This window comes from Achromobacter sp. UMC71, assembly GCF_014170305.1.
Classification (GTDB): Bacteria; Pseudomonadota; Gammaproteobacteria; order Burkholderiales; family Burkholderiaceae_B; genus Achromobacter.
On the sequence record NZ_LZZT01000055.1, the window covers coordinates 1 to 19,633 of the forward strand.

Consider the following 19,633-nt stretch of genomic DNA (forward strand, 5'->3'; position numbering starts at 1 on the left):
CCCGCGGCCCTCGAAGTAACCGCTACGGGCAGCCACAAGTGACGGCGGCGGGCGGAGTGGCTCTACAATGCGTGCGTGCAACGCCTTGCTGATTCCCCTTCCCCGCTGAACCGTACGCTGCGGTGGCTGGGCGCGCCCGCCCAGCATTACCTGCGCATCGGCATCGCGCCAGCGTGCACCAACAGCGAGATCGCGATGCCGATGCGCAGGTAATGCTGGGCGGGCGCGCCCAGCCACCGCAGCGTACGGTTCAGCGGGGAAGGGGAATCAGCAAGGCGTTGCACGCACGCATTGTAGAGCCACTCCGCCCGCCGCCGTCACTTGTGGCTGCCCGTAGCGGTTACTTCGAGGGCCGCGGGAAGACCCAGACCTTGTTGGCCGGCAGGGCCAGGCGGCAGGGGCCCGGCTCGCGGCCTTCGGGGCCGTAGGCGCGCAGCGCCAGGGTGTTGGCCGGATCCGCGTCAGGGGTGCGGAACAGATATTCCCAGCGGTCGCCCAGGTACATGCTGGTCAGGAGCGGCATGTCCAGGTGGTTGCCGTCGGGATCGTCCGCCAGGCGGACCTGTTCGACCCGGATCACCGCGGTGGCGTCCTGGCCGGCCGTCACGCCCTCGCCGGCCTTGCCCCACAGCGCCCAGCCGCGGCCTTCGATACGGGCCTGGCCGTCGCGCACTTCCGTGACCTTGCCGTCCAGGCGGTTGTTGCTGCCCATGAACTCGGCGGTGAACAGGGTGGACGGCGAGCCGTACATTTCTTGCGGCGTGCCTTGCTGTTCGATCTTGCCGTTGTTCAGCAGCAGGATGCGGTCGGAAATGGCCATGGCTTCGCTCTGGTCATGCGTCACCATCAGGGCCGACAGCCCCAGGCGGATGATCAGTTCGCGCAGGAAGGCGCGGGCCTCTTCGCGCAGCTTGGCGTCCAGGTTGGACAGCGGCTCGTCCAGCAGGATGACGGGCGGGCTGTACACCAGCGCCCGGCCGATGGCCACGCGCTGTTGCTGGCCGCCGGACAGCGCGTGCGGATGGCGGTGGCCCAGCTTGCCCAGGCCCAACTGGTCCAGCACGGCCTGCACGCGTTCACGCACTTCGGCGGACGGCGCCTTGCGCAGCTTCAGCGGGTAGGCCACGTTGTCGAACACGGTCTTGTGCGGCCACAGCGCGTAGGACTGGAACACCAGGCCCAGGTTGCGCTCTTCGGCCGGGATTTCCTTGCGGGCGCCGCCGTCGTAGACCACGCGGTCGCCGATGGTGATGCGGCCGCGCTTGGGGCCTTCCAGGCCCGCCACGGCGCGCAGCAGCGTGGTCTTGCCGCTGCCCGATGGGCCCAGCAGCGAAACCACCTCGCCTTGGCGCAGTTGCATGGACACGCCCTTGAGCACCGGGTTGTCGCCGTAATCCAGGTGCAGGTCTTCTACAGAAAGCTCAATCATGAAGTTTGACTCCGAATCGCAGGGCGATGCCCAGGCCGATCACGACCAGAACGATATTGATGAAGGAAAGCGCGGCCACGATGTCGATGGCGCCCGAGGCCCACAGCGACACCAGCATGGAGCCGATGGTCTCGGTGCCGGGCGACAACAGGTAGACGCCGGTGGAGTATTCACGCTCGAAAATCAGGAACATCAGCAGCCACGAACCGATCAGGCCGTACTTGGCCAGCGGCACGGTGACGTGGCGGGTGACCTGGCCGCGGCGCGCGCCGGCGCTGCGGGCGGCTTCTTCCAGCTCGGGACCGACTTGCAGCAGCGTCGACGAGATCAGGCGCAGGCCGTAGGCCATCCAGACCACCGTGTAGGCCAGCCACACGCTGAAGATGGTGCTGCGCATGGCGCGCAGCCATTCAATGAAGTTCTCGCGCAGCCATTCCGCGAACGGCAGGCCCGACAGCCAGCCGCCCAGGTCCGGGTCCAGCGCGTTGTCCAGCCACATCGGCACAAACAGGAACACCCACAGGAATGCCAGGCCCGCCAGCAGGCCGGGCACGGCCCGCGGCACCAGCACGCTGTAGTCCATGAAGCGGGTGACGTTGTCCGGCTTGCGGTGCATCGCCAGGCCCACGAACATGTAGCACATCACCGCCAGCGCGCCGCCGAACACGCCGATGGCCACCGAGTTCACGATGGCGCGCATCAGGTTCGGTTGCGCGAACACGGTGCGGAAGGCGTCCAGCGACAGCACGTCGAACAGCGACACGCCCATGCCCCAGTTGGACACGAACGCGCGCAGCAGCACGCCCATCAGCGGCACCACGATGGTGACCAGCAGCCAGAACGCCACCACGGCGCCCGCCACCCAGCGCCACTTGCCCAGCGGCAGCGGACGGGCGCGCGAGGCCTTGCCCTTGACGGTGACAAAACGGTTGGCGGTGCGCATCAGGCGGCGCTGCAGCATGACCAGGGGAATCGTCATGCAGATCAGCACCACGGCGACGGCGGCCATCAGGTGGTACGACGGGATGCCGAGCTTGTTGGTCAGCTTGTACAGGTAGGTGGCCAGCACCAGGTTGCCTTCCGGATCACCCAGCACCAGCACCAGGCCGAACACTTCCAAGCCCAGGAAGAACAGCAGAACGGTCGCGTACAGCATGGCCGGGCGCACCATCGGCAGGCTGACCGACACCATCACGCGCAGCGGTGAGGCACCGGCCACGCGGGCCGCTTCCTCGACGTCGGAACCCATGCTGCGCAGGGCGGACGAGATGTACAGGTAGGCATGCGGCACGTGCGTCAGGCCGGCAATGATCACAATGCTGGTCAGCGAATACACGTTCCAGGGCACGAAGCCCAGCAGGTTCTGCGCCCAGATCGAGAAAAAGCCTACCGGACCGGCCGCGACCACGTAGCCGAAGCCAAGCACCATCGGCGACACGAACACCGGCACCAGGATCAGGGGCTCGATCCAGCGCCGGCCGGGCAGGTCGGTGCGGATCATCAGGAAGGCCAGCATGCCGCCCAGCGGGATGGCGATGATGGCCAGCCCGAAGGCCAGGATAAAGCCGCTTTTCAGCGCCTTGTAGAAATCAGGGTCCGCGAAGATGAAGCGGAACGCGTCCAGGCTGAAGACCTTGGACGGCGAGAAGAAGGGTGCGGACAGGAAGCTCTGGATGATGATGAACGACAGCGGCACGTAGATGGCCAAGGCTGTGATCAGCACCACCACGCCGCGCGGCAGGGACTGCCATTTTCTGCGCAATGACTGCATGGGGTAATCCTGTTGTGTCGATAGACGCGGGGGGCGCCCGCTGGCGATCACCCGCCGGCAATCACCCGAAGGCGAAAGTCCGGCCGGCGGGCGGCCTGGCGGGGGGCGGCTTGCCGCCTTCCCGCGTGCCGGCGGCCGCAGGCGCCGTGGCCTCCGGTGACGCCGGCGGCCTTACTTGCCTGCCGCGGCGCGCCAGTCCTTGATGAATTGCAGGCGCTTGTTCTGTTCCAGGTAGTCCAGCAGCGTTTCGTTGACCGGGATCGGCTTGAGCGAGGCGCCCAGCTTCTTGGTCATGCCGTCCACATCGTTGTCGCCTTCGATGTCGTCGCGCACTGAGGCCAGATCGGCCTGGTTGGCCATGATTTCCTGGCCCTTCTGCGACAGCAGGTAGTCCATCCACAGCTTGGCCGCGTTGCGGTTCTTGGCCTTCTTGCTGATGAACGCCACGCGCGACAACACCAGCGCGTAATCGGTCGGGTAGGCCACGCCCAGCGACGGATCGGACTTGGCGCGGGTTTCGGCGTACGAGCCCAGGATGTTGTAGCCGATCAGGTTTTCACCCGACGACACGCGTTCCATCATGGTGCCGGTGGACGACTGCACGATCAGGCCGCCCTTGGCGATGTCCTTGAGCGTGTCGAAGTACTTGGGGTCATTGGCCTTGTCCTGCACGGCCAGCATGAAGCCCACGGCCGACTTCTCGATGTCGTAGGTGGTGACCTTGTTCTTGAACTTGTCCGGCTGGCTGGCGATCAGCTTGGCCAGGGCGCCGTGCGTGGTCGGCACTTCGTTGGCGGGGATCAGGCGCTTGTTGTAGATGAACACGGCCGGTTCGTAGGTCGTGCCGTAGGCCGAGTCTTTCCAGACGGCCCAGGCCGGCAGCTTGCCGATCTCGGGCGACTTGTACTGCAGCGCGTAGTCGGTGGCCAGCTTCAGGGCCGAGTCCATCGACGAGCTCCAGACGATGTCGCCGCTGGTGCCGCCCGCTGCCTGTTCGCTGATGTAGCGGTTGTACAGCTCGGTGCTGTTCATGTCGTTGTATTCGACCTTGACCCCCGGGTACAGCGCTTCGAAGCCCTTGATGATGGGGCCGGCGGCCTTGGTGTCGGTGGTCGAATAGATCACGACCTTGCCTTCCTTCTTGGCGCCGTCGAGGATCTTCTGGTAGTCGGCCGGGTAGCCCGCGGGCACGGATTGGGCGTAGGCGCTGCCGGCGGCGATGGCGAATGCGGCGGCGCAGGCGGCCGCCAGTCTGGACTTGGCAAGCATGGGTCTTGTCTCCGTTGGAATTAGTATCGACAGGCGCTATGGCCTGCTCGGTCGCATCTTAGGTGTCGGCGTCTGTCGCCGTCCTGTCATGGCGCGGCATGCTGAATAGGGGTAATCCCGGTATTGGGGGCCGGGCCGTCGTCACGGCAAGGCGCTATCCGTGACGACCCGCCTCAGGGGCGTTCGGGCGTGTCGGTGACCAGCCGGATCCAGTTCTGCACGAAGCGCGAATGGCGGCGTTGGTCCAGGCCCACCAGCAGCGCGGGCGACAGCACCACCGGCTGCACGATACCCTGCGAGCGCGCCAGCACCGCTTCCGAGGTCCAGCGCCCCGGCGTGTCTTCCATGATCGAGCCCAGCGCCGCGTGGCTGGACGCCACCTGCTGGCCGGCCGGCGACAGCAGCCAGTCCACCAGCGCGCGGCCCAGGTCCGGATTGGGCGCTTTGCGGGCGATCAGCACCGAGCGCGCCAGCACCAGCACGTAGTCCTGCGGGAACACGATGCCGATCTTGCTGCCCGCCGCCTGCCGCGACAGCGCATAGGACCCCAGGATGTTGTAGCCCAGGTCCATCTCGTCGTTCTCGATGGCGTCCAGCAGCTCGGCGCTGGTGGCCGACAGCCGCACGCCGACCTGGCCGAAGGCGTTGGCCAGGCCCCAGAAATTGGATGACACCAGCTCGTCCTGTTCGGCCATCAGGTAGCCCACGCTGCTGCGCGAGATGTCGTAGGTGCCGACCCGCCCATGCAGCCGCGCGTGGTCGTGTTCCAGCGTGCGCAGCAGATCCTGGCGCGAGCGCGGCACGGTGGCCTCGGTGTAGCGCTTGGGGTTGTAGACGATCACAGCCGGCTCGAAGGTGAAGCCGTAGACCTCGTTGCGCCATACCGCCCATGACGGCAGCTTGGCCGCATAGGGCGAGGCGTAGCGCTGCGCGTAGCCGTCGTTGGCCAGGCGGATCTGCAGGTCCGAGGCCGAGCTCATCAGCACGTCCACGTCCGGCAACTGGTTGTCGATGGCGGCCTCGTACAGTTCGCGGCTGCCCATCTCGCGGTACACCACGGTGACGTCTGGCCGTTGCGCCTGGAAGCCCAGGATCAGCGGCGCCACCACCGGCGTATCGGTGGGCCCGGCGATGGTCAGCACGCGCGACGACGGCTGCGGCGCCGGATAGCGGGTGACGATTTCCGGAATGTCCGCCGCGCGCACGTCGGCGGGCGGCGCCAGCCACAGCAGCATCGCCGCGCCCGCGGCGCCCAGCCAGCCGGCCAGCGTGCGGCCGACGTAGCCGCTGCGTTGGCGCGCCAACGGCAGGATCACGCGCGCCATCAGGCCGCCGCCCGGGCGGTCCTGCAGCCACAGCGAGCCGCCATGCGCCACGGCGACCGAACGCACGATGGCCAGGCCCAGGCCCGAGCCCGGCTGCGATTCTCCGGTGCGGCCGCGGGTGAAGCGTTGCTGCACGGCATCTTTTTCGTCATCGGCGATGCCCGGCCCGCGGTCGGACACCGTCAGCGCCACCCGGTACCCCGCCACGGGCGTGGCCTGGATATCCACCGTGCCATCCGGCGCATAGCGCAGCGCGTTGTCCACCAGGTTGCGCAGCATTTCCCGCAGGGCCACGCGATCGCCCGCGATACGGGCGCGCCGCACCTGCGGCGCGATTTCGATGCGCAGCCGCTGCGCTTCCAGCGGCCCGATCCGCCGGCGGGTCTCGTTGATGGTCTCGGCCACGCCCACCGGCGCGCGCGAGCCCTTGCCCAGCCGGTGTGTGATGGTCGCGTCCATCAGCAGCTGGTTGATGAGCTGGCTGGCGTGCGTGGCATTCAAATGGATGCGGCCCAGGCGCTCGTGCAGGCGCTTGGGATCGGTTTCGTCCAGCGCCACTTCGGCCTGTGCCCGCAGCGAGGCCAGCGGCGTGCGCACCTGGTGCGCCGCGTCGGCCACCAGGGTGTTCAAGGTATCCATCAGGCCGGACAGCCGCTGCATGAAGGCGTTCAGCGCCTCCACCAGCCGCCGCACTTCGGTCGGCACCGGCGTCACCAACGGAGCCAGATCATCCGGCGCCCGCCGCCGCAATTCACGTTCCACCACCGCCAGCGGCGCAAACGCCCGTTGCACCCCGAACCACAACAGGCCCAGCGCCACCAGCGAGACCACCACCAGCGGCAGCACGCTGCGTCCCAATATCTCGTCGGCCAGCTCTTCTCGCGACCCCAGCGTTTCCGCCACCCGCACCGTGACCCAGCCCGCGTGCTGGCTGGCCGACACCAGCCGGCCCACGGTCGCCACGCGCACGGGTTCGTCGTGATAGGTGAGGTAGGTGAACACCGGCGTGGCCGACTGCGCCAGCGGCAAGCCCGGCGCCAGATCGCCATAACCCGTGATCAGGCGGCCATTGGAGGTGCGCGCTTCATAGAACACCCGCTCGCTGCCCGACAGCATCGCCAGCGACGACACCGGCGGTTCCACCGTGACGCCGTTGTCCTCGATCTGGACCGACCCGGCAATGGTCAGCGCCGACGCCGCCAGCAACCGGTCAAACGCCTGCTCCGCTGCCCTTTGGGCATAACCGCGCAAGAAAAACACCAGCCCCAGCAACGCGCAGGCCAGGAGCACCGCGCCCAGCGTGAAGACGCGGCGGCGGATCGAAAAGCTGTCAGGCGTGTTCATGGCTGCGGGCCTGATACCCCACGCCGCGTACGGTGACGATGTCGATGGACGCGCCCGCCAGCTTCTTGCGCAGCCGCGAAATCAGCAACTCCAGCGCATTGAGCGAGCCATCGTCCAGATCAAACAGCTGGTTCATCAACCGCTCCTTGGCCACGGTCTGCCCCAACTTGCCCAGCAATATCTCCAGCAGCCGGAATTCGCGCCGCCCCAGTTCCAGCGGCGCGCCGGACAGCATCACATGCCGGTTGGCCAGGTCCAGGCTCAGGTTGCCATAGGTGGTCACGCTGCTAGTCTGCCCCGCCGGCCGCCGCAACAGTGCCCGCAAGCGGGCTTCCAGCTCGCGCAGGTCAAAAGGCTTGACGAGGTAATCGTCTGCCCCCAGGTCAAGCATGTCGATTTTGTCTTCGATTTCAGACCGGGCGGTCACGACCAGCACCGGCGCCTCCAGCCCCGCCGCCCGCAATTCACGAATGACGGTGAACCCGTCCTTGCCCGGCAGGTTGATGTCCAGCACCAACGCATCCCAAGTCTCGTCCAGCCCCCACCGCAACGCCTCCAGCCCATTGCGCACCCATTGCACGCTATGGCCGGCCGAGCGCAGTTTGCTTTCCACGGCATCGCCCAGGTCAAGGTTGTCCTCGACCAGCAAAATGCGCATGTCTGTTCTCCAATGTTGTTGTGGTTTTTGGGGGGAGTTTAACGGGAGGCTGTTTGTTTTTGGGACGCTGTTGTTCTCGAGGCCGCCCGCGGCGTTGGCGGTCTCCCGTGCGCGGGGCAACGATTGCGGTCCGGAGCCTTCGCTCCGGACTTCCCCCTCGTCATCTTCGTCCGCCTTCGGCTCCCTTCAGATTCCCTCGGGCGCATCGACGCCCCGCGCACGGGAGACCGCCAACGCCGCGAGCTCCACTGCGGCATCTTGACCGCCGCCGGGGCGGACAGCGTGCTTGGCATTCTTGGGGAACGTCCCGGCGGCAATGGAAGATCTTGCGGGGACGCCAAAAGCGGCCGCGCGGGCGGCCTTCTTTGGCCTATGGGTGGTGGTCGGTTGGAGGGTGAGTCGCAAGAAAGGGGGAGTGCGACTCGGGGTGGGGGGAAGAGAAAAACAAGCGCGGTCGGTGGAGGGTGTGAGCGATGAACCGGCGGCCCCGCAAACGAGCACTGGTAGGTACGGGTTCGGGCGCTTCAGAAAAGCGCTGTTCGGCGAGAATCCCTGTCCATCAGGAAGGCGCTATTCGGCAAGAGCCCCAGCCCTCTCAGAAAAGTGCTATTCGGCAAGTACCCCGGCCCCCACAAAGATGGGCGGCGCGCCGCCGCCCTTCAAACGCAAACCACTCATCATCGCGCCGCCCATCGCCGCCCACCCCAAAATGCGGAAGGCACCAAGCAAGCAACTGATGAAAAGCGCGCAAGCGTCATCAAGCAAACCAAGACACCGCGTAAGCCGCTGGCGGCCGCCCGCGCGGCCGTCATCGGCGGGCAGCAGCAAATTCGCCCCTGACCACGGCTCTAACAGCGCGTCAAACCAAGATGAACGTAGCCCGTCGCGGGGGTGGCTTGCGGAGTGGGCAACCTCGATGCGCCCGAGGGAATCTGAAGGCAGGCGCCGAAGGCGACAACGAAGATGACGAAGGGGAAGTCCGGCGCCCGCGCGCCGGACCGCAATCGTGGGCGCCCACTCCGCAAGCCACCCCCGCGACGGGCGACCTACGAAGAACAAAGAAGCAATCAGCTACCCGAGTCCTCAGAATCAGCAGCAGAAGAAGCAGAAGCAGAAATACTGACCTCCCCCACATACCGACAATCCAATTCCAAAGACAACTCATCCATCCCCAGAATCTCAACCTCCACCGCCGTCCCCCGCTCCAATTCAGGCATCCCCCCAATCCGCGTCACCAACGGGCAATTCGCAAACCGGATCAGATCCTCGCGCAGCACATGCGCCACCGTCCGCGTAATGTGGTTCTGCTTCAGCCAGCGCAGGCACCAGTAGCGCTCCATCGCGCTCTGGAACTCCGCCCAGGCCGCATACTGCGCATCGAACGCCCCGATGATCGCGAACAGGTCCGCATCGCGCGGCTTGAACGGCGCCACCAGGCGCGCCGAAACGCCATGTTCCACCGCCGCGATCAGCTGCCACTGGTTCACCAAGTCGACATAGCGGCGCAGCGGCGACGTGCTCCACGCATATTGCGGCACCCCGATGGCTTCGTGCGGCAGCGCCTGCGTGCTCATGCGCACCCGGCCCGCCTGCTGCGAACGGTAGATCCCCGGCACCCCGTGCTGGTTCAGCAGTCCGCCCCACAGATTGTTCGCCAGGATCATGTATTCGGCCACCATCCGGTCCAGCGGCGCATTGCGCTGGCGCGGTACCAGGCGGACCGGCGTATCCGGGTCGTCGGGGTCGCCATCCAGATAGAAGCTGTACTCCACCCGCGAATTGTTTTCCGGCTTGCCGCGCACATTTTCGCGTTGTGCCGACAGCGCCTGCGCCAGCTTCCACAGCGGGCGCAGCCAGTGGCCGTAGGGCAGGTCCGCCGCCGGATCCGACAGGCTTTCCTCGGTCACCTGCTTGTCCAGCATGTTGTGGCGCAGGTTCTCGCGCACCACCACGCGCTCCAGGCGCGTCTCCGACTCGATCACCTCGCCCGTTTCCGGGTTGGCCGTCACGTACAGCGACAGCACCGGCACCTCGCGGCCCGCGTCCAGCGAAAACGCGCGGATCACGTTGTCCGGTTGCATCGGAATCTTGTCGCCCGGCATGTACACCGTGGACAGGCGCGCGCGCGCCAGCTTGTCGAACTCGCTGTCGCGCGTCACCGACAGGCCGGGCGCGGCCACGTGCACGCCGACGCGCAGATTGCCGTCCGGCAGCGTGGACACCGACAGCGCATCGTCGATTTCGGTGGTTGTCACATCGTCCACCGAATAAATCTCGGCGTCCGATAGCGGCAGTTCGCGGTCGATCGGCGGCAGTTCCAGGTCGGGGAACGCCAGCCCGCGCGGGAAATTCACCGCCAGGAAGCGGCGCTTGTGCAGCGCCAGCGCGTGCGGCCAGGCGCCCAGTTCCAGCAGCAGGCGGTCCGGGCTCTTGCCCAGCTTGGCGCAGGCGGCGTCCAGCGCCTTCCATTGCTGCGAATTCTTGTCCGGGCGGATCAGCAGCGATTCGGCGGCCTGGGCGATCGGCTCGGGCAGGCGCCCGGCAGCCATCTCGTCGACCCATTCCTGCTGCTGTTCGGCCTGGCGCTGCTTCTTGTCCAGCGCGGCCAGGGCGGCGGCCAGGATGTCAGGCGGGGCAGGGCGGTAGCGGCCCTTGCCGCGGCGATGGAAATACGCCGGCGCGCCGTGCAGGCGCATCAGCAGCGCGGCCTGCTCGACCGGCGTGGGCGCGTGGCCGAAGTAATCCGCCGCCAGCGCGGGCGTGTCGAATTCTTCCTGCGGCGCGCATTCCCACAGGAATTGCAGATCCAGCGTGTCGGCGGTCGCGGCCGCCTGGCTCATCAGCACCGCCGGCTCGGGCGCGGCGAACGTGAACAAGGTATTGGCGCGCTTGATCTTGCTGCGCTTGCCCGATTCCGATTCCACCTGCAGGCTGGCATCGGTTTCGGACATGATATGGCCGGCCTTGAAGCTGCCGTCGTCTTCGTAAAACACATACATGGTGAGGGTCGTCCTGGGCGGCGCGCACGCGCCGCCTTGCGCAGCTATATATAGAGTGTTGAGTACGGCGGATTATCTGGGGCCATCCGGCTGGGAGCCAAGGGCGAAATCAAGCACCTCGGGCAGCCAGGTGGCGAAGTCGGACAAACCATGGTCGCTGCCTTGCACGATACGCTGGCGGCAGTCCGGATAGCGATCGCGCATTTCCTGCCAGTCCAGCACCTCGTCGCCCGTCGCCGCCACCAGGAGGTAGCGCTCCGGCCGGGTGATGCGGGCCACGTGCAGGGCGGCCAGTTCGTCCACATAGGCGGGCAGGAACACGAACGGCGCGTCGGAATGATACATGCGGTGCTCGCCCACCTGGGTGGCCAGGTCGCGCGCGGCCTCCACGGCGGGGTTGAGCAGGACGGCTTTGCAGCCCAACTGTTCGGCCAGCCAGGTGGCGTAAAAGCCGCCCAGCGAGGAGCCCACCACCGTCAGCGCCAGCGGATCGGTCGCCTGGGCCAGCTGGCGGCGGGCGATGCCCAGCGCCAGCTCAGCCGCTTCGCGCGGGCTGGCGGGCAGTTGCGGGCAGGCCCAATCCTGCGCCAGGCCGCGTTCGGCCATGGCGTCAGCCATCATGCGGGCCTTGAAAGAGGTCGGCGACGAACGAAAGCCGTGTAGATAAAGGATCATGGCGTGCCTTTCCGGTGGTCGGCCTGAATACGGGTCAGGGGCCTGGGGCCTCAGCCGCGCGGCTCCAGGGCGGCCAGCAGCTTGCCGTGGATGCCTTGGAAGCCGCCGTTGCTCATGACCAGCACCTGGTCGCCGGGCCGGGCGGCGCGCACCACGGCCGCCACCAGGGCGTCGATATCATCGTAACTGGAAGCGCGCTCGCCCAGCGGCGCCAGCACCTCGGCCGGGTTCCAGCCCAGGGCGTGCTTGCCGGACCGGGCGCCAAAGCAGAACACCAGGTCAGCGTCAGCCAGCGATTCGGGCAGGCGGGCAGCCATGGCCCCCAGCTTCATGGTGTTGGAACGGGGTTCCAGCACGGCCAGGATGCGGGCCGGGCCGACTTGGCGGCGCAGGCCTTCCAGCGTGGTCGCGATGGCGGTGGGGTGGTGTGCGAAATCGTCGTAGACCTTGACGCCGTTGACCGTGCCGCGTAGTTCCATGCGGCGTTTGACGCCGGCAAAGCGGGTGAGGGCCTCGATGCCCAGGGCGGCCGGCACGCCGATATGTTCGGCGGCGGCCAGCGCCGCCAGCGCGTTCATGCGGTTGTGCTCGCCGGTCAGGGCCCAGCGCACCGTGCCGGCGGGAGCGCCGTCGTGCAGCACCTCGAAAGCGCCGTCGGCGTCGGGCGCGCCCGCTTGCCAGGCGCCATCGGGGCCGAACGTGACGGTTTCCGACCAGCATCCGCGCGCAATCACGCGGTCTAGCGCATCGGAGCGGGCTGGACGCAGGATGCGGCCGGATGCCGGGATCGTGCGCACCAGGTGGTGGAATTGCGTTTCGATGGCTGCCAGATCCGGAAAGATGTCAGCGTGATCGTATTCCAGGTTGTTCAGGATGGCCGTGCGGGGGCGGTAATGGACGAACTTGGATCGCTTGTCGAAGAACGCCGTGTCGTATTCGTCTGCTTCGATCACGAAGGGGCGGCGCGCCGGGTCGTAGCGCGCCGACACCTGCAGGTCTTGCGCCACGCCGCCAATCAGGAAATTGGGCGCCAGCCCCGCGGCTTCCAGGATCCAGGCCAGCATCGAACTGGTGGTGGTCTTGCCATGGGTGCCGGCCACGGCCAGCACATGCGCGCCGGGCAGGATGTTGTCGCCCAGCCATTGCGGGCCGGACACGTAGCGGGCGCCGGATTCCAGAATGGCTTCCATCAATGGATTGCCGCGGCTGACCACGTTGCCGATCACGTACAGGTCGGGATTGAGCGCCATCTGTTCGGGGCCGAAGCCCTCGATCAGCTCGATTCCCTGTTCGGACAGCTGGGTGCTCATGGGCGGATACACGCCCGCGTCGCAACCCGTGACCTTATGCCCGGCGGCGCGCGCGATCAGCGCCAAGCCGCCCATGAACGTACCGCAGATGCCAAGAATATGCAGGTGCATTGAAAACTCTCCTGCCCTGCATTGTATAGATAGGCAGCCGTCCCGCCGCCGCCCACCCAGGGCGTACCAGGGCGTTTGGGCGATTGCGGCGCAAACCGGCCGCAACGGTTATGATCGCGCCATGAATCGACGCCTACTTCTTTCCGCCGGCGTGGCCATAGCCGCCACGGTCGCGGGCGGCTACACGCTTCTGGGCCGCAACAAACCGCAGCCCGCTCCCGCCGCCGATGACCCCGTCGCTGCGCTGATGCGGTTGCAACTGCCCGACCTGAATGGTGCGACCCAGTCGTTGGCTGCCTGGAAAGGCCAGCCCATCGTCGTCAATTTCTGGGCAACCTGGTGCGCGCCCTGCGTCAAGGAAATGCCGGAACTCGACGCCCTGCAGAAAAAATACCCCCAAATCCGTTTTGTCGGCATCGGTGTCGATTCCGCCGCCAACATGCAGAAATTTGTCGAGAAAGTACAGGTTTCCTACCCGTTGTGGGTAATCGGGGCCGGCGCCATCGACACCCTGCGCAAACTGGGGAATCCGAGTGGAGGCCTGCCCTTTACCATCGTTTTCAATGCAGATGGCAGTATTAACCGGAAAATACTGGGTGAAATCCAGCCCGATGACCTGAATCAAACGCTATCCGGCCTCAAGGCGTAAGTCTGTTGGACAAATAATAGGAATTGGCGTAAAAAGCTGGTTTATCGGCTGTTTTGCCAACAATTGGCAATCCACTCATTGGCAAGCGCATGGCGCAAAACATACTGGTATTGCATGGCCCGAATCTGAACCTGCTAGGCACACGGGAACCTCACATCTACGGCAGCCTGACGCTGTCCCAGATCAACGAGGGGCTTGAGTTGCTGGCGGGCGAGCTGGGCGCCACGCTGACGGCGTGGCAAGGCAATCACGAAGGTGCGCTGGTTGACCGCATCCAGGCGGCCCGGCAAGACGGCACGGACTTCATCATCATCAACGCGGCGGCATATACGCACACCAGCGTCGCGATCCGCGATGCGCTGGCTGGGGTCGCGATCCCTTTTATTGAAGTACATTTGTCCAATCTGTATAAGCGAGAGCCCTTCAGGCATCACTCATATCTGTCCGACTTGGCGGTAGGCCTTATCAGCGGCCTGGGCGCGGACGGCTACGAAGCGGCGCTGCGTTACGCAGTGCGGCACTGATCTCGCACCAATTCACGGCTTTTACATCTTATATGGCGCGAACCCGAACACCGGGACGTTGCCGACACTATCTCGGGAAGCAGCTTCTATGGACCTCCGAAAACTCAAAACCCTGATCGACCTGGTGGCTGAATCGGGCATCGCCGAGCTGGAAATCACCGAAGGCGAAGGCAAGGTTCGCATCGTCAAGTTCTCGCAGACCTTGCAGCCGGTGGCCTATCACCAGCCCGAAGCCGGCGTGCACACCGCCGCGCCGGCCGCGCCCGCCGCCCCCGCCGCTCCCGTCGCGGAAGCCGCGCCGGTGATCCAGGGCCATGTGGTCAAGGCGCCCATGGTCGGCACCTTCTACCGCTCGCCGAATCCGGGCGCCGCGCCGTTCATCGACGTCGGCTCCACCGTCAAGGAAGGCGACCCGCTCTGCATCATTGAAGCGATGAAGCTGCTCAATGAAATCGAAGCCGACAAGTCCGGCGTCATCAAAGAAATCCTGGTCGAAAACGGTGAGCCCGTCGAGTACGGTCAACCCCTGTTCGTCATTGGCTGATAGCTGAAAATGTTCGAAAAAATCCTGATCGCCAATCGGGGCGAAATCGCCCTGCGCATTCAGCGCGCTTGCCGCGAGCTGGGCATCAAAACCGTGGTGGTGCACTCCGAGGCCGACCGCGACGCCAAGTACGTGCGCCTGGCCGATGAATCCGTGTGCATCGGGCCTGCGCCGTCGCGTGACAGCTACTTGAACATGCCCGCCATCATTTCGGCGGCCGAAGTCACGGATTCCGAGGCAATCCACCCGGGTTACGGGTTCTTGTCCGAAAATGCCGACTTCGCCGATCGCGTCGAAAAGAGCGGCTTCGTGTTCATCGGCCCGCGCCCCGACACCATTCGCCTGATGGGCGACAAGGTCAGCGCCAAGCGCGCCATGATCGAAGCCGGCGTGCCGGTGGTGCCCGGTTCCGAGGGCGCGTTGCCCGACGATCCGCAGGAAATCATCCGTACGGCGCGCGAAGTCGGTTATCCGGTCATCATCAAGGCCGCCGGCGGCGGTGGTGGCCGCGGCATGCGCGTGGTGTACACCGAGGCCGCGCTGCTGAACGCCGTCACCATGACGCGTTCGGAAGCGGGCGCCGCGTTCAACAACCCGGAAGTCTATATGGAGAAGTTCCTCGAGAACCCTCGCCATGTGGAAATCCAGGTGCTGGCCGACGGCGGACGCAACGCCGTGTGGCTGGGCGAACGCGACTGCTCCATGCAGCGCCGCCACCAGAAGGTCATCGAAGAAGCGCCGGCGCCGGGCATCGCCCGCCGCCTGATCGAGCGCATCGGCGACCGCTGTGCCGACGCCTGCCGCAAGATGGGCTACCGCGGCGCCGGCACGTTCGAATTCCTGTATGAAAACGGCGAGTTCTATTTCATTGAAATGAACACCCGTATCCAGGTCGAACACCCGGTCACCGAACTGATCACGGGCATCGACCTGGTACAGCAGCAGATCCTGATCGCCGCGGGCGAGAAGTTCACGCTGCGCCAGCGCGACATCGCCTTCAAGGGCCATGCCATCGAATGCCGCATCAACGCCGAAGATCCGTTCCGCTTCGTGCCCAGCCCCGGCCGCATCACCAACTGGCACACCCCGGGCGGTCCGGGCGTACGCATCGATTCGCACGCGTTCAACGGCTATTTCGTGCCGCCGAACTATGATTCGATGATCGCCAAGGTCATTACCTACGGCGATACGCGCGACCAGGCGCTGGCCCGCATGCGCACCGCGCTGTCGGAAATGGTGGTGGAAGGCATTTCCACCAACATCCCGCTGCACCGCGAACTGCTGCAGGACGCCCGCTTCATCGAAGGCGGCACCAGCATCCATTACTTGGAAAACAAACTGGCCCAGCGTCCCTGACCAGTGATCAAGAAGGGGGCCTTTGGCCCCTTTTTTTACTGCCTTAACCGGCGACCGGGCCGCGGCTTTTGCCGCGGCCCGTTGGCCAGATGGAAGAATCATCATGCGTGAACTCGTGCTCCACTGCCAGGAGGCGCAAGCCGAGGCCCTGTCCGATGCGTTGCTGGAAGCGGGCGTGCTGTCGGTGTCCGTCGAGGACGCCGACCTGGGCACCGACGACGAGCGGCCCCTGTTCGGCGAGCCGGGCACCGAGCCCGACGTGCAGGCCTGGGAACGCAACCGCGTCGTGGCCTTGTTGCCCGATGGAGCCGATCCCGCGCAGATCATGGAAGAAGCCGCCGCCGGCGGCGAGCTGGACCCGGCCGTTTTCACCGGCTGGAGCCTGCGCGATGTGCCGGACGCCGACTGGGTGCGCCTGACGCAATCGCAGTTCGGCCCGATCCACATCGCCGAGCGCCTCTGGATCGTGCCCAGCTGGCACCGCGACAGCCCGGACGTGCCCGGGCTGGAAACGCCCGCGGCCGAAGACGGCGCCATCCACATCGAACTCGATCCAGGCCTGGCCTTCGGCACCGGCAGCCATCCGACCACGCACCTGTGCCTGGCCTGGCTGGAAGCCGAGCTGCCCCGCGGCGCGACCCTGCTGGACTACGGCTGCGGCTCGGGCATTCTGGCCATTGCCGCGCGCAAGCTCGGCGCCGGCCCCACGCAGGCGGTGGACATCGACGCCCAGGCCGTGCAAAGCACCGTCTTCAACGCCGACGTGAACCACGTCGAGCTGCAAGCCATGCTGCCCGACGGCCTGGCCGACGGCACCTTCCAGGTGGTCGTGGCCAACATTCTGTCCAATCCGCTCAAGGTGCTGGCGCCCATGCTGGCTGGCCGCGTCGCCGCGGGGGGGCACCTGGTGCTGTCCGGCGTGCTCGAGCGCCAGGCTGAAGAAGTGGCCGCCGCTTACGCGCCCTGGATTGCCATGTCGGTCTGGCGCGCCCGCGATGGCTGGGTCTGCCTGCACGGCCAAAAGGCCTGAACCGGGTTGCCGCAGGATCGCGCCATGGCCCTGACCACCCGTTGCCCGCAATGCGGTACGTCGTTCAAGGTGGTTCCCGACCAGCTTCGGGTCCGCAACGGTCTGGTGCGCTGCGGCGCCTGCGCCACCGTGTTCGATGGCCGGGCCTGCCTGCTGCCCGAAGCGGGCGCGGCGCCGGCCGCGGTTCCCGTGCCGCCGCAGACCGCGTCGCCCGTCGCACCGCAAGCCCCTGCGGCGTCGGCGATCGCCGCGCCGGTCCTGGCGACGCCCGTCGCGCCGCCGCCGCCACAGCCGCGCTCCGAAGACACGCCGCCGTTGGTGCAGCGCCCCTCCGCCGAACCCGCCCGGACGGTTGCGCCCTGGGATGATCTGCCGGTGCCAGCGCCGCCACGGCCCGAGCCCGTGATGACGCCTGCCGCCGCGGCGCCCGTGGTGGTGCCGGTAACGCCGCCCGCGCCGCCCGCCGTGCCGCCGGCCGTCCTGCGCGGCCGCGACGATATCCGCCGCCGCATCGAGCCCGACGCCGCGCTGGCGGAAGCGGGCGATGACGACGAAGACGAAAACGAAGACCTGGACCGCTACAACGAGGCGGACGAGCCGCCGGCGGCGCCGCGCTGGCAACAGCCGCCCGCGCCGTCCTATCGCGACGAGCCCATCGTGGCGCGGCGCGATGCCGCGACCGCCGCGCGCTGGGACGCTCCGCGAAACGGCGCGCCCGCCGAACCCGTGTTCGTGGTGCGGGACGAACCCGCGGATCGGCGTCGCGATGACGACGACGCCGTCGACCAAGACCAGGATTGGGACGAACACCCGGACGAGCACCCGGACGAATACCGCGATCGCAACGAGGATCCGGATCACGAACAGGATGCCGGCCGCGAGCCGATCCTGGGCGAAGCCCGCACGCGTTATTCCAGCGCCACCGATGTCGGCCGCGCGCCGCCCGATTTCCTGGACCAGGACCGCCAGGCGCGCCGCGGCCTCATGCGCAAGCTCTGGGGCTACGCCTGCCTACTTGGTCTGATCGCGCTTGGCCTGCAATTGCTGTACGTATATCGCATCGATATTGCCAATTCCGTGCCGGTGCTGCGGCCGGCGCTGGAGGCCGCCTGCAAGCCGCTGGGGTGCGCGGTCGGTTACGCGCGCCGCCTGGAGCGCATCGCGATTTCCTCGTCTTCGCTGCAGCCGCCGACGGGCGCGGCCGCCATCGATGACGGCCGTACGCGCCTGGTGCTGAACCTGGTGCTGCGCAACCGCTACGACAAGCCGCAACATTGGCCCGCGCTGGTGCTGGACCTGACCGACCTGTCCGACACCGTGGTCGTGCGGCGCGTGCTGATGCCCGAGAATTACCTGACGCCTGAACAGTTGCGCGGCCCCTTCGGGCCGGCAGGCGAACTCAAGATTTCCGTGCCGATTGAGGTGACTGGCGTTCAAGTCAACGGCTACCAACTCGACAAATTCTTTCCCTGAAGGATGACACTCATGGCGACTCCCGTTCTCGTTTGCGGTTCGATGGCGTTTGACACCATTGCGGTGTTCGAAGGCCGTTTCAAAGAGCACATTCTGGCTGACCGCATTCAATCGCTGAGCGTATCGTTCCTGGTGCCCAGTATGCGCAAGGAATACGGCGGCTGCTCGGGCAACATCGCCTACAACATGAACCTGTTGGGCGGCAAACCCGTGCCGGTGGCCACCGTGGGCGAAGACGCGGGCGAATACATGGAGCGCCTGTCGGGCCTGGGTATCGACGTCAGCCGCGTCAAGGTGGTGCCGGACACCTTTACCGCGCAGTGCTTCATCACCACCGACCTGGACGACAACCAGATCACCGCATTCCACCCCGGCGCCATGTCGTTCTCGGCCACCAACGACCTGAGCGACGCCGACGCGGCCTGGGGCATCGTGGCTCCCGACGCCAAGGAAGGCATGTTTGCTCACGCCGAACGCTTGCACAAGCGCGGCATCCCCTTCATTTTCGACCTGGGCCAGGCCATGCCGCTGTTCGACGGCGCTGACCTGGAACGCATGCTGGGCCTGGCTCAGGCGCTGACCGTGAACGACTACGAAGCCGGCGTGGTCGAGCAGCGCATGGGCCGCAGTATGGCCGACATCGCCGCCGGGCTGCAGGCCGTGGTCGTCACCCGCGGCGCCGAAGGCGCCACGCTGCTGACCGGCGGCAAGTCCATCCAGATCGAACCGGTGCGCGCCACGCAAGTGGTCGACCCTACCGGCTGCGGCGATGCGCAACGCGGCGGCCTGCTGTACGGCCTGACCAGCGGCTGGAGCTGGGAAGACAGCTGCCGCCTGGGCAACGTCATGGGCGCCATCAAGATCGCTTCGCGCGGTCCGCAGAACCATGCGCCTTCGCGCGCCGAGATCGACGCGGTGCTGCACGCCACCTACGGCATCCATCTGCCCGTCTGAGCACGGCAACGGCAAGCATGGGCGCCTCGGGAACCCGGGCGCGCCGGCGTGGTCGAATAGCGGTCAAGTCAACCGGCCGCGGCGGCGTGTTTCGCGTCGCAGCCGGTTTCGCAAGCCGTTTTTCCGCCCGTGGCGGTGCGTTTCAGTGTGTTGCACGTTAGGCTGCCGCCTTATTTGGGCGGAGTATGATCAAGTTCGTCGGCAGTGCCCGA

At 66.5% G+C, this 19,633-nt stretch carries 16 protein-coding genes and 1 pseudogene; 7 read left to right on the plus strand and 10 right to left on the minus strand.

Features of this window, described 5'->3' with window-relative positions; genetic code table 11:
- Positions 1-152: 152 nt before the first annotated feature.
- The 10 genes and pseudogenes from A9974_RS26750 to mpl form a co-directional block, all read right to left on the minus strand.
- A pseudogene (locus A9974_RS26750) lies at positions 153-284 on the minus strand (energy transducer TonB); the annotation flags it as partial.
- 56 nt (positions 285-340) lie between these two features.
- Positions 341-1,429: an ABC transporter ATP-binding protein gene (locus A9974_RS26755; RefSeq protein ID WP_183007202.1), complete on the minus strand. Its 1,089-nt coding sequence runs from the start codon at positions 1,427-1,429 to the stop codon at positions 341-343.
- Positions 1,422-3,200: an iron ABC transporter permease gene (locus A9974_RS26760; RefSeq protein WP_183007203.1), complete on the minus strand. Its 1,779-nt coding sequence runs from the start codon at positions 3,198-3,200 to the stop codon at positions 1,422-1,424. Before A9974_RS26760 ends, A9974_RS26755 begins: the two co-directional genes overlap by 8 nt.
- Positions 3,201-3,371: 171 nt before the next feature.
- Entirely contained in the window at positions 3,372-4,469 is a 1,098-nt protein-coding gene (locus A9974_RS26765; protein ID WP_183007204.1) for an ABC transporter substrate-binding protein, read from the minus strand.
- A gap of 173 nt (positions 4,470-4,642) precedes the next feature.
- The gene (locus A9974_RS26770; protein WP_183007205.1) at positions 4,643-7,138 is read right to left on the minus strand and encodes an extracellular solute-binding protein; all 2,496 of its coding nucleotides are present in this window, start codon (positions 7,136-7,138) and stop codon (positions 4,643-4,645) included.
- The gene (locus tag A9974_RS26775) at positions 7,125-7,796 is read right to left on the minus strand and encodes a response regulator transcription factor (RefSeq protein ID WP_183007206.1); all 672 of its coding nucleotides are present in this window, start codon (positions 7,794-7,796) and stop codon (positions 7,125-7,127) included. The genes A9974_RS26770 and A9974_RS26775 overlap by 14 nt, the downstream gene beginning before the upstream one ends.
- 606 nt (positions 7,797-8,402) lie before the next feature.
- Complete coding sequence (locus tag A9974_RS26780) at positions 8,403-8,624, minus strand: hypothetical protein (RefSeq protein WP_183007207.1); 222 nt, start codon at positions 8,622-8,624, stop codon at positions 8,403-8,405.
- Positions 8,625-8,863: 239 nt separating this feature from the next.
- Positions 8,864-10,795, minus strand: a complete 1,932-nt coding sequence (locus A9974_RS26785) for a ribonuclease catalytic domain-containing protein (protein ID WP_183007208.1) — start codon at positions 10,793-10,795, stop codon at positions 8,864-8,866.
- A 72-nt stretch (positions 10,796-10,867) separates the two neighbouring features.
- Complete coding sequence (locus A9974_RS26790; RefSeq protein WP_183007209.1) at positions 10,868-11,470, minus strand: YqiA/YcfP family alpha/beta fold hydrolase; 603 nt, start codon at positions 11,468-11,470, stop codon at positions 10,868-10,870.
- A 50-nt stretch (positions 11,471-11,520) separates the two neighbouring features.
- Complete coding sequence (gene mpl, locus A9974_RS26795; RefSeq protein WP_183007210.1) at positions 11,521-12,891, minus strand: UDP-N-acetylmuramate:L-alanyl-gamma-D-glutamyl-meso-diaminopimelate ligase; 1,371 nt, start codon at positions 12,889-12,891, stop codon at positions 11,521-11,523.
- 121 nt (positions 12,892-13,012) lie between these two features.
- Here mpl and A9974_RS26800 point away from each other — a divergent pair, with 121 nt between their 5' ends.
- From A9974_RS26800 to A9974_RS26830, 7 genes are all read left to right on the plus strand, one after another.
- Positions 13,013-13,540, plus strand: coding sequence for a TlpA disulfide reductase family protein (locus tag A9974_RS26800; protein WP_183007211.1), 528 nt, complete (start codon positions 13,013-13,015; stop codon positions 13,538-13,540).
- An 89-nt stretch (positions 13,541-13,629) separates the two neighbouring features.
- Positions 13,630-14,064 carry a type II 3-dehydroquinate dehydratase gene (gene aroQ, locus A9974_RS26805; RefSeq protein WP_025137627.1) on the plus strand — a complete coding sequence of 145 codons (435 nt, stop codon included), beginning with the start codon at positions 13,630-13,632 and terminating at the stop codon, positions 14,062-14,064.
- Between the two features lie 88 nt (positions 14,065-14,152).
- Positions 14,153-14,608 carry an acetyl-CoA carboxylase biotin carboxyl carrier protein gene (gene accB, locus A9974_RS26810; protein ID WP_183007212.1) on the plus strand — a complete coding sequence of 152 codons (456 nt, stop codon included), beginning with the start codon at positions 14,153-14,155 and terminating at the stop codon, positions 14,606-14,608.
- 9 nt (positions 14,609-14,617) lie between these two features.
- Entirely contained in the window at positions 14,618-15,964 is a 1,347-nt protein-coding gene (gene accC / locus A9974_RS26815; RefSeq protein WP_183007213.1) for an acetyl-CoA carboxylase biotin carboxylase subunit, read from the plus strand.
- Positions 15,965-16,067: 103 nt separating this feature from the next.
- Entirely contained in the window at positions 16,068-16,994 is a 927-nt protein-coding gene (prmA, locus tag A9974_RS26820) for a 50S ribosomal protein L11 methyltransferase (protein WP_183007214.1), read from the plus strand.
- Between the two features lie 24 nt (positions 16,995-17,018).
- A complete protein-coding gene (locus tag A9974_RS26825; RefSeq protein WP_183007215.1) occupies positions 17,019-18,467 on the plus strand; it encodes a DUF3426 domain-containing protein in 1,449 nt (482 codons plus the stop codon).
- Positions 18,468-18,479: 12 nt separating this feature from the next.
- The gene (locus tag A9974_RS26830; protein WP_183007216.1) at positions 18,480-19,421 is read left to right on the plus strand and encodes a carbohydrate kinase family protein; all 942 of its coding nucleotides are present in this window, start codon (positions 18,480-18,482) and stop codon (positions 19,419-19,421) included.
- Positions 19,422-19,633: the final 212 nt, after the last annotated feature.